Raw genomic sequence first — 17,486 nt, 5'->3', positions numbered from 1 at the left:
GAACGGGGCAGGGGGAAAGGTACAAACCTTGATGCCACTTCACTCAAGTCGGGAAACCCGCCCACGTGAGTGGCTCCCCCTTGTGGGCAAAAGCCCCCTTGCTCCTTTTCTCCCTTGGTTGTTCGCGTAGCGTCCCGTAGGGAAGCCCCACCCCTTGTGGGTGGTTTTTCTCCCCTGCTCCCTGCTCCCCTGCTTTTTTCACCTAAACTGTATTGCCCTAGACCTTACGCAATCTATAGGAAATGCTTACTTATCAGCCTTAAAATTTCACCCTAATTAACCAAAGTTAATTAGGGTGAAATTGCTACTTTAAAAAAAAACGGAGAGGGAGGGATTCGAACCCTCGTTGAAGTCACCCCCAAACAGACTTTCCAGGTCTGCGCCTTCAACCACTCGGCCACCTCTCCAGGTGTCACAGTCTTCCATCGTAATATACAATTGTAGAAAATGCAAATATATTAAAAGTAAAAGACATTTTAGAGTAGATATCTAAAGGTCAAAAACCCAAATCCACAATCAAGATGTCCCGTACATACACAATTAAAGTCCGCGATCGCGCCACTGGCAAAGAATACACCCTAAAAGTCCCAGATGACCGCTACATCCTACACTCTGCCGAAAAACAAGGGTTGGAATTGCCTTTTTCTTGTCGCAATGGGGCTTGTACCACTTGCGCTGTCAGGGTTTTGTCGGGAGAAATTGACCAACCAGAGGCGGTTGGCTTGTCATTAGAGTTGCGTCGGAAAGGTTATGCTTTGCTGTGTGTAAGTTACGCTCGTTCTGACTTGGAAGTGGAGACACAAGACGAGGATGAAGTCTATGAACTCCAATTTGGGCGTTACTTCGCTAAAGGTAGAGTGAAAGCGGGTTTACCATTAGACGAAGATTAAGTAGTCGGACACAATAAGATTCATGGGTGGAGATAGGTGACAGGTTACAGGTTACAGGTTACAGTCAAAAATTTGCGTAATTAATTCTGTCTGATTACTTAAAATTTATTTTTCCGAGTAGAGGCCGTTTGGCTTCTGAATTATGGGGTTTAAAGGGGCAAATATGCAAATCTCTACAGTTTCAGCGCGTCTTAACTTCTGGACGCGCAAAATAGCTATATTAGCTTGCTTATTACTACTGGTAAGTTGTCAAGCCAAAAATCAGCCAGCAGACAATCAAATGCAGGTAAAAGTGGCGCGTGTGATGAGTGGGCAAAGTTTAGAAGTGCTGGGTATGGCGGAACAACCCAATTTTGCATCCCCAGTGCGGTTAATTGGGATTGATGCGCCCGATTTGCGGCAGAATCCCTGGGGAGATGAAGCTAGACAAGGCTTAGAAAAACTAATTGGTGGTGTAGAACAATCAGTAAAGCTGGAGTTTGATATTGAAAATAAAGATAAACTTGGACGGACTTTGGCTTACGTCTGGAAAGATAAACAGTTATTAAATGAGCAAATAGTTAAACAAGGTTATGCGCTGTTTGTCGGCCGATCGCCTAATCGCAAATACGATCAGCGCCTAGAACGCGCCCAACAGTGGGCAAGAATTATGGGAGAAGGTATTTGGAACCCAGAAAACCCCATGCGTCAAACTCCGGCTGAGTTTCGCTTCTTGAATCGATAAGAGTGTCTGTTTTCATTCATGATTGCTGTTTTGTCTCTGTATATAACTGGTGCGATCGCACTCCGAACCCTTTAAAGCCTATTTACCGAAACTACTAATGTATGATTCGGTGTTGAGTCATGAGTGCTGAGTATGGGACTATTGACCATTGACCATCGACTCTTGACTAACCCTATGACTCAACTACAAATTTTTCTCGACATTGCTACCGAAGCTGCTTTAGCTGCGGGTGTAGTTTTACAAGGTTACTTGGGTAAATTAGAAGATACAGTAATTGAAAAAGGCCGCCCTGGTGATTTGGTAACTGCTGCGGATAAAGCTTCAGAAGCAGTTGTTTTAGAAATTCTGCACCGTCATTTCCCCCAGCATTCTATTCTCGCGGAAGAATCAGGTAAAATCGGCAATCAAAATAATGAATTTCTTTGGGCGATCGATCCCTTAGATGGAACTACCAACTTCGCTCACCAATATCCTTTTTTTGCCGTCTCTATTGGGCTGTTAATTAATGGTACGCCGCAGGTGGGCGTAATTTATGACCCACTTCACAATGAGTTATTTCGGGCGGCTGCTGGCTTAGGTGCGACACGCAACCGCCGCCCCATCAAGGTTTCAGAAACAAATGATTTGGGCAAAAGCCTATTAGTAACTGGGTTTGCTTACGATCGCCGCGAAACCTCAGATAATAATTACGCCGAATTTTGTCACCTTACCCACCTCACCCAAGGAGTTAGACGTAGCGGTTCAGCATCCATTGATTTGGCTCATGTAGCTTGTGGCCGTGTTGATGGTTACTGGGAACGGGGACTCTCGCCTTGGGATATAGCCGCAGGCATAATTTTATTACAAGAAGCTGGTGGTAAAGTCACAGCCTACGATAATTCTCCTTTGCAAATAGATTCAGGGCGATTACTCGGTACTAACGGTTATATTCATGACATTCTCAGTCATGAATTAACACAAGTTCCTCCTCTATCTTCTTGGAAATAGAGAGATATAAAGATTTTTCACCTCTCATACAAGTAAATAGTCCAACCGCTAAGTTGTCTATGTGGCAGTAGTTGTAAGCCCTCTGTTAGTCTTTAGGTTTAGGGCTAAGTTGTTTTAAAGTTATTGATGCGGCGGTTTAAAGTTTTCTGTAGAGCGATGGCTGTTCATTTTGAATTTCTGCTGTAAGGACTCAATCTGATCAAGAATCTCAGCAAACTCCTGCCCAAAAGGAGTTAGATGATACTCAACGCGGGGAGGAAGTTCTGGATAAGTTAACTTCTCGACGATGCCAAATTGAACTAATCTCGCCAAACATTGATTAAGCACTTTTGTTGTCAATCCTTGCTTAGTTTTCACTAACGCGTTAGGACGATTAATTCCATGACGAATTTGCGTCAGAAGATGGATTGTCCACTTACATCCAAGACAATCCTCAAACATTGCAATTAGGGTGATTGTGGAGTTGGGAAAAAAATCCGAGCTTGTCTTTGCTGATGATGTCATGTTTGTAACCAAAAAGTATCTACCCTACTAAAAAGTACCTGCTTGAAGTTTAGCTAACTACGGTTTATCTTGATTGACAAAACACAACGAGCAAAAATATTAAGAGATGTCAATGTTTCAGATTCACACCGAAACGACTGCCCCACAGACTTCCAAGCTGCTTCTTGAGCAAGCTAGGAAGAACCTCGGTATGATTCCAAACCTGGAAAGGGTCATGGCTGAGTCCCCTGCCTTACTTGAGGGATATGTTCATCTTTGGGAGCTATTTGACACCACGTCATTATCGCCGATTGAACGCCAAGTTGTTTATCAAACCGCTAACTTTGAGAATCAATGTGAATACTGCGTTCCCTGGCACACTAAGCTGGCGCAAGTTGCAGGTATGACTCCGAATGAGATCGAGGCACTGAGACAGGGAGCGGAGTTGGAAGATCCAAAGCTTGAATCATTGCGGCAATTCACCAAGTCCTTAATCTTGAATCGCGGCAAGATAGCAGAAGCCGAATTGAAGGCATTTTTTGTTGCAGGATATTCTGCACAACAAGCACTTGAAGTGATCTTAGGAATTGCCGTTAAGACCATGAGCAACTATACAAATTCTATTTCAGGCACGCCTCTGGATAAAGCAGTTGAGAATCTAAGATGGAAAAAGCCAATTATCTCAATGCAGCTGAACATGGATACAGTGTAGGCGCAGTCGAACAACTCCCATGTAGCGGACGGGAGAATGAATGATACTGGTTCTGAGTTCAATGTAGAAACATAATAAAGTTGTACACTTTTAGTTCTTGCAAAGCTTATATTTACGTTGAAATTTACCAAAGGTTTAAAAAATAAAGTTGTACAATTTTCTCAGCATCACTCATATTGATAAATAAAAAAGTTTTAAAATTGATTGAAAAACAACCCCTGTAAGGATTTTAAAATATTGTTTACAGATTCAATGGCGATCGCTCCTCAGTCAAAGCTAAACCAGTAATTTTGGTTGGTGATGTATAGCAGTAACCAAGGCAGTTAGGACATCGGCCAATGATAAAACTCATGCACTAAAAGACTTTTAACCCTGTCACCTGTCACCTGTTCCCTGTTCCCTGTCACCTGCTATATATCCTCCTATCCCATAAGCTCTAGTTTCCCTCATACAGGGCAATCTTTCCCCTAGTGATTCTCCCTGTTGCAACACTATCAGCTTTCAGCTATCATCTTGTGTCAACCTGTGATAGACCTTCTCTAGTATCCAGTCCTTTACTGCTCCGCCAAATTCTTTATCATCTATAATTTTGGCAAAAATATCTTGATTTAAATCCATGCGCTCAATCAGCTTGGTGAGAAATATATCTTCAAAGCCATATTTAAAGTTTTGAATTGAGTTGCTTTTGGCTTGTTGTAATAATACTTCATCCTTAACCAATGCTTCCTCAATTTGGCTAAAAAAGTATTTATCTGCTTCAGTAAAATCGGTGCGAAATCTTTGGTTGAGAATATCGATAATTTCTGAAAGTTTAGCTTGTGCCTCTTTACGATTAATTTGATCATTAAAGTTAAAGTATTCAATGATTTCTCTGCCAGCGGCAGAAAAGCCATTAATAAAGTTTTTGAGATTAGCCGCTACATTATCTGGATCTGCTTTGAGTTTTTGAAAGGTAAACTGGCTAATATTATGAAAAGTTACGCCAGCTTTTTGGTTTAATAATGGCTCAGGATTTTTCAAATTCATGGACTTTACTTTAGTTTCGTAAAAGTCCATCACTACTACCTTTGTTGGCTCTAGAACACAGTCCAATCGACGCAACACCGTGAACGGCAGTATGACTTTACCATAGTCAGCTTGCTTATAATCACCGCGTAAAAGTTCAGCAATACTCCATATAAAACCAGCAAGCTTTCTTACTTTTTCCGTTCTGGCCATTCACAACTCCAAGGTAGACGCATCATCTGTAATTTCTCGCAGCATCTAGCACCAGCAATTTCTAGTTATTGAGTGCAAATCTGTTATTGCTGTCAAGTTTTCCATTATCAAGTAAAGCATTATTCTGTCAAATCTCTTCTAATGCGAGTTAGTACCTGACTTAAGCCGTCACTGTGAATCCATTGTTAAATATATGATATATAATATACATTGTATATTTATCTTACTTAGCCATAAAAAATAGCTTCTGCAAGTAATATAACTTGTTTAGAAGCCAATTGTTTTAAATTTTAAGGTATAAATTCATACTATTCTACCGTTACAGACTTAGCTAAATTCCGAGGCTGATCTACATCCAAACCACGACGGGCGGCGATGTGGTAAGCCAATAGTTGCAATGGTACTACTGTAAGGATGGGAGAGAGTAATTCATCTACTGATGACACAGGAAGTAAATCATTAAAGATTTCTGCGGCTTCGCCATCGTTGACTGGTGTTACCCCAATCAAGCGAGAATCTCTGGCTTTGGCTTCTTGAGAATTGGAAATGACTTTTTCATATACACTACCAGGAACGGCGATCGCCACTACAGGAACTTTCGCATCTAACAGTGCAATGGGGCCGTGTTTCATTTCCCCAGCCGGATAACCTTCAGCGTGAATATAGCTGATTTCTTTTAATTTCAACGCTCCTTCTAAAGCGATGGGGAAGTTAATTCCTCTACCCAAAAAGATGAAATCTTGGGTTTCAGCAAATTCATGGGCTAGGTGTTCGGTTAAACGTTCCTGACTTGCTAAAGCTTCTTCAATTTCTTGAGGAATTCGCCGCAATCCGTTAATAATATTCTCGATAGTTTCTCTAGAAACTGTTTGACGACGAGCAGCCAAATCCAACGCCAAAGCATAAAAGGCCATTAATTGCGCGATAAAAGTTTTTGTTGCTGCTACCCCAATTTCAATCCCCGCTAAAGTACTAATAATATGCGGAACCATATGACCAAGGTTGCTTTCTGGGCGATTGGTAATCCCTAGTAGTCGTGCTTGATATTTCGCTTCTTGACCTTGGCGGCGTTCTTTTTCCATCGCTAAAGCTGCTAAAGTATCGGCAGTTTCACCAGATTGAGTAACACCAATAATTAATGTATTGGGTGTTAATGGTGATGGTGCATAGCGATATTCAGACGCATAGTTTACCTGAGTCGGAATTTCTGCTAATTGTTCTAGTAAGTATTTTCCTACTAATGCGGCGTGCCAACTTGTACCACAGGCGACAATGTGAATTTGTTCTAAATCTGCGTACAGTGACTCAGATAAGCCGAGATTAATTGGTGATTGGGAAGCATCTCTTAAATTAGGAAAGTAAGCTTCTAAATTGGCTCTCACTACTCCCGGTTGCTCATAAATTTCTTTGAGCATGAAGTGTTTGAATCCCTGCTTTTCTACCATCGTGGAACTCAAGTTGAGCAGCCGGGGTTGTTTTTTCAACCTGTCGCCAGCAAAGTTGTATATTTCAACGCCTAACGGTGTGAGGCGAGCAATTTCGCCATTTTCTAAGGGTAGCACTGCGCGGGTGTAAGCCACGATCGCCGGCGTATCGGAAGCACAGAAAAATTCCCCTTGACCAAATCCAATCACTAAGGGTGCTTGTTGGCGAACAGCAATAAGTTCATCTGGATAATCAGCCGAAATAATTGCCAACGCAAATGCACCGTTTAGGTGATTCACAGCTTGGCGAACTGCTTCTAGGAAGGGGGAAGGGGAGAAGGGAAGAGGCGGAGATGGCGGATTCTCTAAATATTCAGCTATTAAATGTGGAATTACTTCCGTATCAGTTTCCGAACGAAACTCATGCCCTTTTTGTTTTAATTTTTCCCGTAACTCGCGGTAGTTTTCCACAATCCCATTTTGGATGACTGCTATTCGCCCCACTGTATCTAAATGAGGATGGGCGTTATGTTCTTCTGGTTTACCATGAGTCGCCCAGCGAGTGTGACCAATACCAATTGATGCGGGTGTTTCTATCTGTTCTAGCTTAGAACGCAGGTTGTGCAGTTTTCCTTTTGCCCTGACACAATTAATCTCACCTTCCCAAATTGTGGCGATTCCTGCGGAATCGTAGCCTCTATACTCCAGTTTTTCCAGACCAGACAGTAAAATTTCTGTTGCTGCTTGAGTGCCTATATACCCAACGATTCCACACATTGCTCACACCATTCTGGTTTTAAGATTATTAAATCCAGTATAGTTGCTGACAAAAAGGCGTGTATGGCTATAGAAGTGTTGAGTCTTGACAAAAAAAAGGAGCGAATTGCTCCCTTTGCCACTAAGTATTTTTATGGTTTTTGAAGTTTTACACTAAAAAAACACCTGGTAAGGTGGGCAGTACCCACCCTACGATGCTAAAGATGCTTGCTATGGATACACTTCGTTGTGAGTTAGATGAGAAATTTAAAGTAAATTCCTCAGTAAGCTAGACCCATGCTGCGAGTTGTTTCAGCCCCCAGGTAAACCCGGATGCTCAAAAAGTCGGTGGGGCAGGCAGTTTCACACCGCTTGCAGCCCACACAGTCTTCTGTGCGGGGTGAAGAGGCAATTTGAGCCGCCTTGCAGCCATCCCAGGGTACCATTTCTAGTACGTCGGTGGGGCAAGCTCGAACGCACTGGGTGCAGCCGATGCAGGTGTCGTAGATCTTTACGGTATGAGACATTGAAAAAAGGCTCCTTTCGAGTGTTCTTCTCTGCGAAAGAATCATAATCAAGGCATAGTTTACCGCAGTGGCTTATCCGCCGTAAGTAAAAGGCTACATAACTTTAAACAATGTAATAGGCACTTTTAAAAATTGCGATTTGCGAAATTTCTCTATTTCCTGATAAATCAGCTACATGACGGCAGTGTGTTTACCCAATTCGTTCACCACACTCAATACTTGGTGTAAAGATATATGAAGCAGAAGAGATATTAAAAACAGTAATTTGACCTTAGTGGATTGCGATGACTTGTCAAGGAACAGAAGTTTGTAACGAAGTTTTAAATATTGAGTAAAAATTCAGAATTCATGATTGCGATTAAAGATTAGCAAAAATCGCATTCAGCAATTTAAAGCGAGCTACTATGCCATTTGAAAATTAGTCGCTTCTTCTACAAGTTCATAACCATGTGCTAACTTTTCAATGGCTCGGTCAATTAAATCAAAACCTTGGTGGACTGTTTCAATCACACTTAACTGTCCACGCAAATCGGCTGCACCGACGAATCCTTTAGCATACCATGTCATATGCTTGCGGGCTTGACGAACACCGCGATCGCCTTTATATTCCCCTAAAGCTTGTAAATGATCTCTGGCACATTCTAAGCGCTGAATTGGGGTTGGAGGCGCTAATATTTCCCCTGTCTTCAAGAAGTGGTCAACTTCTCCGACCAAAAAGGGATAGCCTAAAGTCCCACGGGAACACATTACGCCGTCAGCGCCAGTTTGCTCTAAGCATTTCACCGCTGCTTCAACGGAAAATATATCGCCATTGCCAATCACTGGTATAGAAAGCACTTCTTTGACACGGGCTATCCATTCCCAACGGGCGTTGCCATTGTAACCTTGGGCGCGGGTGCGTCCATGCACAGTGATCATTTTTGCTCCCGCATCTTCCATGCGTTTGGCAAAGTCGAGAATGGTAATTTCTTTGTCATTCCAACCAATCCGGGTTTTGACTGTGACTGGTACATCAACAGCTTTGACAACTTCCTGCACAATTGCTGCTGCTACTTCCGGCTGACGCAACAATGAAGAACCGCCACCATTTTTAGTAATTTTATTTACCGGACAACCCATATTGATATCAACAGTATCAGCCCCTTCAGCAACGGCTTTGACTGCTGCTTCTGCTAAGAAATCGGGACGACAATCAAACAATTGAATACTAATTGGGCGTTCGTTGGGGTCTACTTCCATGATTTTCGGTAACTGCTTGACATAGTGCAGCCCCGTGGCGTTAACCATTTCTGTATACATCATCGAATCTGGTGCATAACGACGCACTAGACGGCGAAACACCAAATCTGTCACCCCAGATAAAGGCGATTGCAACACTCGGCTGTTGACTTCAAAAGAGCCAATTTTTAAAGGTTGGGAGAGTCTAGCTTGTAGGCTGGGAGACAGAGTAAGCATATCAACAATTCAAAATGCACACTTAATGATATCTTTTTATCCAGGATGCTTCTTTATTGTGGTAGCGATCGCTAAATACAATTTTGGAGCAATTAAATCTGCGCCTGGTATGGTCATTATTCCCACTGCATCAAGCCTAACAAGTCACTTTGATCCCAGTGTTCTACAAGTTTATCATCTCAGTCAATTTTGAGTTGACAGACTACTAAACTGTCCCATTAGAAAAGCCCAAAAACCTACGATACTCTTCCAACTGCTTTTGAAAAAGATCAAGCCGCTCTAAAAATCTACCAAGATTGCCATTATTCCCATTGTCGCCATTATTTGGGCTATCTTCATTTGTGCCGTTATAACTTTTGATGCTGATAGTATTATCGTAGTACCGGAATTGCGTCCAGGTTTGAGAATTCGTTGAAGTGTTGTGGCTGGAAACTTCAGCATTGGTTTTGCTATCGGGCAAAGAATTAATATTGAAGCTCAAAGTACTAGCTAATATTTGATTATCTGATTTTGGTGCATAGATGGGCAACAGCTTGTCGCCAGACATCGCTGGCTGCACGATTGAGCTAATGTTAATTGAGCCAGCATTGAAGCTAAAAGTCGCAGATTGCGTATTACTTCCTGCTGTCTCTGTAATTATCTGCCGCACTTGAGCAGGAGTTAAATTAGGGTTAGCACTCAGCATCAGAGCAACTACACCAGCTACATGAGGAGTTGCCATAGATGTACCACTGTAAGAAGCATACTGATTATTTGGCACTGTGGAATAGACCTCAACTCCTGGGGCTGTAACATAAGCCAGTTGATTTGTCCCAGACCGATTGGAAAAGTCAGCCAAATTATTATTTCTATCCACTGCGCCAACAGCAATTCCTGAGTTATTGGCATAGCGAGCCGGGTAACCTGGTCGAGAACCGCCATCATTACCAGCCGCCATCACAACCACTACCCCTTGACTACTGGCATATTCAATGGCAGTTTGAAGAGTGCGATTAGAAAAACTACCCCCCAAGCTCAGGTTAATAACATCAGCCCCATTGTTAACTGCATAGTAAATGCCGTTAGCTATGCCACTGTAAGAACCAGAACCGGCATCATTTAATACTTTAACGGGCATAATTTTGGCATCATAAGCAATGCCAGTCACACCATAATTATTTCTCTGTCCCGCAATAGTGCCAGAAACATGAGTACCGTGGCCATTCCTATCTAGGGTGTTGTTGTTGTTATCAGAAAAGTTCCAGCCACGGACATCATCAATATAGCCATTACCATCATCATCAATCCCATTTCCAGCAATTTCCTTCGTATTAGTCCAGATATTATTTTTTAAATCCTCGTGGTTGTAATCAACTCCAGTATCTATAACAGCAACAACAACACCCTTACCTGTATATCCCTTAGCCCAAACTTCTGGAGCTTTCACCAAGTCTGCTCCCCAATTATTACCCCCCAAATTAGGAACATCAGCAAAGGTACTCTTATTAACTGCTCTAGCTACGGCTGATGCTCCATTTATCAAGCCATAGCCATTAGTGGAATTATAGTTTTTGGTTTTTACCTCAGTCGTTTTTAAGTTTCCTTGCTTGATTAATTGCGCTTCATTGGTTGATTGATTTAAACTACTGCCGCTGAGGTGCAAGTCATATTTATTTTGGGTATGAAAAGCATCTGCTGAGGAGATAAGCTGAGAATTTAGCCCGTTATGAGAAAGTAATTTTTTACTAGTATCATCAATGGGCATAAGTATTTTCTCCTCAAATAAAGTTAAAAGTTCATATTTTTGGCAGCATAAACTGTTAAAACCTTTATTTGGAGGTTTTAAGAAGTAAATTTGCCTTCTTTGCCAATAATTACTATGAAATTAAATAGCAAAATGCTATTTTTTTTACAAAAAAATATTAATCATGATTTAAGGATTCACAACCCAAAATAGCCTTAGGTAAGGTTTAAAAAGGATTCAGCAAAATTCGATTTTTTCAAAGACACAGATAAATAATGATAGTTTGTTGATATTTACCTGTGTCTATTCCAGCTACAACGAATTTATAGCAATAGCCAAGGTAGTTAAGCAGTTAAACATTTAACTCTGTCACCTATCTCCTGCTATAAGTTATCTTTCTTGTGTCAGAGTGGGAGAACTTAACGGGAAAGAGCGTCACATTTAGCGTTAGCCTTTGAAAATGATGTCGTACAGTGACAGCAAAATCTCCACCACAATTAAAATCACCACATACCACTCTACTCGCTGGCTACTGCTATGCTGCATGAACTCCAGCACGATTTGTGCGGTTTGGGAAATTAGTTCTAGTTTTCGCTCCAAAGCATTGTGACGTTCACGGATTTCGTATTCATCCTCCAAACGCAGATATAAGTTTTCTAACTGTGGCGACTCCCACAGCAACTCCGGCTTATCGATAATCTCAACTCGACCCACAATTTTATGTTGAACTAACAGGGTAGTCCCAAGTTGACGTAATAATTCCCGACTCTTGCGTTTACTGCGGTTTTCACTCTGAAGACTAGCTGCAAACGGTTCAATTTGATCAAATACAGTTGCTAGGCTCGTTTCATAATGAGATAGAACAACACTCTTAGCAAGAATATCAGCCACTATCTGTAAACGTTCTACACTGAATTCATGCAGGAAAATCTTTCCTTCCTTGACTCGCTCACTTTCTGCAATATTGAGATGTACTTCCACTTCTTCCGTTTCCGGCTTAGTAAAAGAATCACTAACTTGAGGGGATAGTTTAGTCAAAAAGGCTACTTTTTCTACAGGCTCAAGGTTAAATAGCACAACTGCACCATAGCCCAGCAGCACCGCACAACCGTGTTCACCTACTGTAATCATTACTGGCATAGTCGCCAAGTAAACGTAATCCTCCAATCTTTGTAGGTTAATCTTTTTACCAAGAAATAGGGCCTGCGCTCTAAAGCTATCTCTGCCATGAAAAAGGAGTTTTTGCATTGTTGCCCTATACTATATTTTGTCTTTTAATCTATGAGCTTTAAGCCATTTGTTTTTAATTTGGTTTATTTTGCTCGCTTATGTATCATCTAAATTATCCCAAATTTTGCTCATCCAAGTGAGAAAAAATCACTTTGAGAAATCCGAGTACAGTTTATACACCAGTCCATTTGGAAATCAAATGGAGGGAAAATAACGGAAAATAATTTTTTCAGATTCTTGAGTTTCCATTAGAAAAATATCAATAAACTGACAGTATGAATAATGAGCTTGATAAATCCAAAACCTTGCCTAATAAAGCTTGTATCTTCACAGGCAAGGTTTTTATAACTTGTATGTACCCTATAGCCAATTATGACAAAAAGGAGAGTGCTTTAGTCTCGTTAAGGTTGACCAAGGAAGTCTTGTTTACCAAGTTCTACACCGCAATGTCTGAGAATGTCATATGCGGTTGTGACATGGAAATAAAGGTTTGGCAAAACAAAATACAAGAGAAATGGCATCCCTTGGAAAGTTAGAGTATTGTCACGTATTTGTAAAGTAATGGTTCTTTCCTCGGAACCATCAATTTGTTCAGGTTTTAATGTCTTTAAATGAGAAATAGTTTTGTGAATGCGCTCGATAAGTTGAGGAAACGTAGTTTCATTATCCTCAAATTTGGGTGCTTCTATCCCTGCTAGTCGTGCAGTACCTCTATTTGTTATGTCAGAGGCAATTTGTACTTGTTTAGATAATGGAAACATATCTGGCGATAGACGACTGTTGATTAACACAGAAGGATCTATTTTTTTGGTTTCTGCATACATAGCACCTTTTTCAAGAATACCTACAAGGTTATTCAGTGCGTGAATAGACACGGGTATGGAAGCTTTGTACATGGAAATAGTCATTGATATTTCTCCAGAAAAAGTTCAACCAATTTTGATCTGCCCCATCTCATCTTAGAGGACACTTGAAAAATTATGGCAGTCAATTTTTATGCCAACCGCCTCAGCATTACCCATATCATGGTTGCAAAACTTTATCTTTACTCAAGACTACAATGTAGTTTTTACTACATTTATATTTTCCAGGTGCAATATCTGAAACTAACCATGAATTAACTGTAACAAGGCTTCTGTTGATATCTTGCCACTCATATCCGCACCCTCCAGCAGACTATCTGCCAAATCTCGCTTGTGGTGATGTAACTCCACAATCTTGTCTTCAATAGTATCCTTTGCTACTAGACGATAGATAGTGACTGGGCGTTGTTGTCCAATCCGGTGAGCGCGGTCTGAGGCTTGGTCTTCCACCGCTGGATTCCACCAAGGATCCATGTGAATCACGTAATCAGCCGCTGTTAGGTTGAGTCCCGTACCCCCCGCCTTGAGACTAATGAGAAAGACATCCCCATCCCCAGCTTGAAACGCATCCACGCTTTTTTTACGCTCTGCCATTGGGGTACTGCCATCTAGATATTGATATTTAATACCTTGCTGCTCTAGATAATTGCGGATAATGTGCAAATGGTCAACAAACTGACTAAACACTAAAGCCTTATGGCGATTTTCCAGTAGTTCACTCAGCACCTCACCAAAAAGTTGCAATTTAGAACTGGATAATTCAGTGTCAGGCATCACCAAACTAGGATTACAACAAGCGCGACGCAGCTTCATAATCTCTGCTAAAACTTGCAAATGTTTCTTTCCTGCTTCGGCATCACTTTCGCTGAGTTTAGATATGGCTTGACGGCGCAATGCTTCATAAAATGCCTTTTCCTCTTGACTCAACTCGACATGAAGCAGTATTTCAGTACGAGAAGGCAACTCTTCTAGCACCTGATTTTTCGTGCGCCGCAACAGAAACGGTTGAATCAGTTTTTTGAGTTTGTTGCGTGCAAGTTTATCCTGATATTTTTCAATGGGGGTAGCAAAGCGTTGATTGAAGCTTTCAAAAGAACCCAATAACCCAGGATTAATAAAACGGAACAAATTCCACAATTCGCCCAGATGGTTCTCAATGGGAGTCCCAGTGGTAATTAGCTTAAAACCAGCTTTCAGGTTCATAGCCGCCTGGGAACGTTTAGTGGTCATATTTTTAATAGCTTGAGCTTCATCCAGGACAATAGTTTGCCACTGCACCTGAGAGAGCATTTGAGCTACTTCTTCCTGTTGCAATAAACCATAACTGCATACCAACATATCCAAAGGTTGTAAACCATCCAGTAATTTTTGGCGGTTAGCACCAGTAAATTGAATGATATTGAGAGTAGGGGCGAATTTCTGCGCTTCACTCACCCAATTCATGCACACGGAAGTTGGGGCAATAATTAGGGTTGGCCCTTCATGGGCGTTTCTGAGAATGACCGCCAATGCTTGCACGGTCTTACCCAGTCCCATTTGGTCTGCCAAACAAGCGCCCACACCCCAATGTGCCAAACGCGCCAGCCAACAGAAGCCATCCATCTGGTAATCACGTAGTTCTGCTTGAAACGTAGACGGGAGTTCCGGTTGAAGGTTCTGCACCTCCTTAAGACGCTGAATATGTGCCTTCCAGTGTTTATCTGCTTTTACCTTACCTACTTCGTCTACAAAATCCTCTAACCCCAATGTTGCCAAGGGGTGAAAACGAATACCTTTACTATGTTTTTCCGAAAACAGCCGCAATTCGTCTAGGCGTTTGCGAAAAGCTTGGGTTAAAGCCAGAAATTGACCATCACCAAGGGGGATAAAACGGCTGGGGGTTTTCTCTAATAGTTGTAGTAGCTGCTGCATATCCAGCACTAAATCGTTATTCAATTTCAATTCACCAGTGGCTGCAAACCAGTCTTGTTGACGTTGAATTGATAAATTAAAGTCTTTCAGGTCGGCATTGTGGCTAACACGCAGTTTTTCACCTTCTGGCCATTCTATGACGACGCTGTTTCCTAGTGCTTGCAGTTCTAGCAGCAGTTCTAAACAGTCTTCTGGGTCTTCTATTACCCATTCACCATCTTGTTCTTCAGTTCGATTCAAGGTAGGACAGGCGGCTACAGCGGCTTTGGCAAGTTGTTTTTCTTCAGGTAGATTTCGTCTGGTTTGGAGACGTTTACCGTCAATTTCGGCAATGACTGTTTCACCACCTGTACCCGGACGGAAGTAGGGGCCACCTTGGGCAAAGGGACGTGACAACAGGGTAACTTTCAATCCGGTATTGGCAGGTAAGAGGTGAATATGGGGTAGAGTTTGGGCGGGGACTTCTTCTGCGCCTTCCATTCCACCACCAATGTCAGAATGTACGGTGACGATGCCAGAGACGGCATTGATGGCTGCTAAAACTTGCTTTTCGGCAACGGCTGGTACGTTTAACTTATTATCTTTACCGATAATCTCCGCAATGCGTCGGTGTTCGGCAGTAATTTCAATAACTTTGATGCGGGTTGGGGTTTCTTTGATATGCAGAATATTCTGTGATTCGGTGATTTTGGAAGAAAATTCCAAGGTGAGCCGACCTTGTTTTTCTTTTCTAACTAGTAATTCTGGTTCTCCTTTGACAATTTCTACACGGATATTGGGTGTGTCTTCCCAAAAAACCAACGGGTGTCCAATTAAGGCAGAGATGGCTTTTTCACCGAAGGTATAATCAACTTTGCCATAATAGCCCTCGCTATATGTCTCAATACAACTACATACCCGCATATCTTGGGGTGTAATGTAATCAAACTCAGATAATCCATTGCTGAGACGCTTGAGGGCGATGGGGCGACCTTTACTCCATTCTCCTTTGGCATTCACTTTTTGTTCTTTTGGTTGCAAGACACATCTGCTGGGATAAAAGGTAATGAACCATGCTAAACGCAGTTCTGATTCTGGTTTGACCGTGGTTTGTGGTTGTTTTTGGAGATTTGCTAGGGCATTGAGGCACATTTCCCAAGCTTCTTGGGGTTGCATGAGGTCTATGATGGTTTGAATATTGCTATCTTCTCGTAGTGCCTCGGCTTGTTTTTTATAGTTACTACTGGGTTTGAGTCTGGATAGAAGTTCTGCGGTTTCCATTGCCAGCCAGTGATGACCGGATGCGATCGCTCTCCGATACAATGGTTCTAATAAATTAGGTAAGCGTCTTTTGGCATTGTCAGCGTCCATCCAATAAAGACACAAAGAACAAAACAGTGTTTGTAAGCTATTTTCTTCTTCCACAGAAGAAATGTGCGCGTTAACTACAAGTTCTTTTTGGGTAATATCACCTTGCTGGACTTGCAATACCATTTTCAATCTTTCATAAATAAACCTAAGCCAATGATCTGATTGACGAGACATCAAACTGGCGTAATCTTCTGCTTCTTGGAGGCGTTGCACTGAACCATCTTTTAACAGGGCGAGGATAAAAAATAATCCGCCCATTGTATTGAAATATATTTGGCGTTTCCCTGTCGCTTTTTTTAGGGCTTTGAGGGCATCTGTATAATATTTAATAGCTTGGTTGTTCTCACCTCGCAAAAAACTCAACCAGCCCCAAAAGACGGCGGCATTATTTTGATATTCATCAGATATACGCTCCAAACTCTGTTGTGCTTCTTCGGTACAACCGCGTAATAGTAATTGTTCCGTGAAAATTAGGTGCAGATAATCTGAGCAATGTTTTCCATCTGTCAAGCATTCTTCTTCCAAGAGTGTAAACGCATCTTCAGCAGCAGACAGTTTTAATGCTGAATTTAGAAGAATACTCGATATACAGCTTTGATATAATTCTTGTGGTAAGGTGTTAAACCAATCTGCATCGAATGGGTTATTGCATATCTGCTCGGCAATATTTTTTATTGATATTTTTTCTTCGCTATAACTGTATTTCTGGTAATCTTCAATTTGTTTATTAATAAAACTAGGGTCTTGACGATAAATACCAATGCGGATTTCCCTGATACACTGGCGTAGATTTTGGAACATCCGACAGCCGTTTTGCCAATGATTATGTACAGGTAGCTTTTCTTCTACTGTGGTGACTAGTACCTCGAATTGTCCGGTTTGTACAGCATGACGAGTAGCAATTTCTGTGAGTAGCGGATGACATTCAAAACCATACCTACTTTCTTTAACTAGCAAACCTGCTGCTAATAATTTATCAATTTTGAGGCTAATGGTTTTAGTAACAAAAGGTTTATTATTCTCATCTAAAGCGCCAGTTGGACTAAGACAACTTAGGAATGAATTTTTGTCTATCGGTGCATAAATTACCGAGAATAACTGAATGATTTTTTGGTCAGAAGAATGTAACTCGAAGTATTTCTGGGCGAGTTGTGTTTGTAGTTTTGTGAGATTAAGTGCAAAATGCGTCATGCTATTGATTTTTTATTTTAAAATACTATTGTTTATGAAATA

14 protein-coding genes and 1 tRNA gene are annotated in these 17,486 nt (G+C 41.5%); 5 read left to right on the top strand and 10 right to left on the bottom strand.

Translation table 11 applies throughout. The annotated features are described in order from the left end of the window. Positions 1 to 320 precede the first annotated feature (320 nt). A tRNA-Ser gene (locus IQ259_RS18105) sits at positions 321 to 407 on the bottom strand. 114 nt (positions 408 to 521) lie between these two features. On the opposite strand from IQ259_RS18105, the gene IQ259_RS18100 reads away from it, so the two are divergent. The 3 genes from IQ259_RS18100 (at position 522) to IQ259_RS18090 (ending at position 2,601) form a co-directional block, all read left to right on the top strand. Next, positions 522 to 890, top strand: coding sequence for a 2Fe-2S iron-sulfur cluster-binding protein (locus IQ259_RS18100; RefSeq protein WP_193887260.1), 369 nt, complete (start codon positions 522 to 524; stop codon positions 888 to 890). A gap of 163 nt (positions 891 to 1,053) precedes the next feature. Then, positions 1,054 to 1,614: a thermonuclease family protein gene (locus IQ259_RS18095; protein WP_193887258.1), complete on the top strand. Its 561-nt coding sequence runs from the start codon at positions 1,054 to 1,056 to the stop codon at positions 1,612 to 1,614. Between the two features lie 174 nt (positions 1,615 to 1,788). Then, a complete protein-coding gene (locus IQ259_RS18090; RefSeq protein ID WP_193887266.1) occupies positions 1,789 to 2,601 on the top strand; it encodes an inositol monophosphatase family protein in 813 nt (270 codons plus the stop codon). 120 nt (positions 2,602 to 2,721) lie between these two features. On the opposite strand, the gene IQ259_RS18085 is transcribed toward IQ259_RS18090, so the two are convergent. Beyond that, on the bottom strand, positions 2,722 to 3,105 hold the full coding sequence (locus IQ259_RS18085; protein ID WP_228014615.1) for a helix-turn-helix domain-containing protein: 384 nt from the start codon (positions 3,103 to 3,105) through the stop codon (positions 2,722 to 2,724). A gap of 112 nt (positions 3,106 to 3,217) precedes the next feature. On the opposite strand from IQ259_RS18085, the gene IQ259_RS18080 reads away from it, so the two are divergent. After that, positions 3,218 to 3,796, top strand: a complete 579-nt coding sequence (locus IQ259_RS18080; RefSeq protein WP_193887256.1) for a carboxymuconolactone decarboxylase family protein — start codon at positions 3,218 to 3,220, stop codon at positions 3,794 to 3,796. Between the two features lie 501 nt (positions 3,797 to 4,297). Here the strand turns inward: IQ259_RS18080 and IQ259_RS18075 are convergent. From IQ259_RS18075 to dusB, 4 genes are all read right to left on the bottom strand, one after another. Further along, positions 4,298 to 5,014 carry a type I restriction-modification system subunit M N-terminal domain-containing protein gene (locus IQ259_RS18075; RefSeq protein ID WP_193887254.1) on the bottom strand — a complete coding sequence of 239 codons (717 nt, stop codon included), beginning with the start codon at positions 5,012 to 5,014 and terminating at the stop codon, positions 4,298 to 4,300. A gap of 308 nt (positions 5,015 to 5,322) precedes the next feature. After that, a complete protein-coding gene (gene glmS, locus IQ259_RS18070; RefSeq protein ID WP_193887252.1) occupies positions 5,323 to 7,215 on the bottom strand; it encodes a glutamine--fructose-6-phosphate transaminase (isomerizing) in 1,893 nt (630 codons plus the stop codon). Positions 7,216 to 7,475: 260 nt separating this feature from the next. Then, complete coding sequence (psaC, locus tag IQ259_RS18065) at positions 7,476 to 7,721, bottom strand: photosystem I iron-sulfur center protein PsaC (RefSeq protein ID WP_012411495.1); 246 nt, start codon at positions 7,719 to 7,721, stop codon at positions 7,476 to 7,478. Between the two features lie 402 nt (positions 7,722 to 8,123). After that, positions 8,124 to 9,176, bottom strand: a complete 1,053-nt coding sequence (dusB, locus tag IQ259_RS18060) for a tRNA dihydrouridine synthase DusB (RefSeq protein ID WP_193887250.1) — start codon at positions 9,174 to 9,176, stop codon at positions 8,124 to 8,126. Positions 9,177 to 9,201: 25 nt separating this feature from the next. On the opposite strand from dusB, the gene IQ259_RS18055 reads away from it, so the two are divergent. Then, positions 9,202 to 9,369 carry a hypothetical protein gene (locus IQ259_RS18055; protein ID WP_193887248.1) on the top strand — a complete coding sequence of 56 codons (168 nt, stop codon included), beginning with the start codon at positions 9,202 to 9,204 and terminating at the stop codon, positions 9,367 to 9,369. A 12-nt stretch (positions 9,370 to 9,381) separates the two neighbouring features. Here IQ259_RS18055 and IQ259_RS18050 read toward each other — a convergent pair whose 3' ends face one another. The 4 genes from IQ259_RS18050 to IQ259_RS18035 form a co-directional block, all read right to left on the bottom strand. Continuing rightward, entirely contained in the window at positions 9,382 to 10,920 is a 1,539-nt protein-coding gene (locus IQ259_RS18050) for a S8 family peptidase (RefSeq protein WP_193887246.1), read from the bottom strand. A gap of 426 nt (positions 10,921 to 11,346) precedes the next feature. Then, a complete protein-coding gene (locus IQ259_RS18045; protein ID WP_193887244.1) occupies positions 11,347 to 12,147 on the bottom strand; it encodes an RMD1 family protein in 801 nt (266 codons plus the stop codon). A 383-nt stretch (positions 12,148 to 12,530) separates the two neighbouring features. Beyond that, positions 12,531 to 13,037: a DUF1993 family protein gene (locus IQ259_RS18040; RefSeq protein ID WP_193887242.1), complete on the bottom strand. Its 507-nt coding sequence runs from the start codon at positions 13,035 to 13,037 to the stop codon at positions 12,531 to 12,533. 198 nt (positions 13,038 to 13,235) lie between these two features. Continuing rightward, positions 13,236 to 17,444, bottom strand: a complete 4,209-nt coding sequence (locus IQ259_RS18035) for a DEAD/DEAH box helicase (protein WP_193887240.1) — start codon at positions 17,442 to 17,444, stop codon at positions 13,236 to 13,238. Positions 17,445 to 17,486: the final 42 nt, after the last annotated feature.

Origin of the sequence: Fortiea sp. LEGE XX443, from assembly GCF_015206815.1 — a bacterium.
Classification (GTDB): domain Bacteria; phylum Cyanobacteriota; class Cyanobacteriia; order Cyanobacteriales; family Nostocaceae; genus Nostoc_B.
This window is presented reverse-complemented; position numbering and strand designations above follow the sequence as displayed.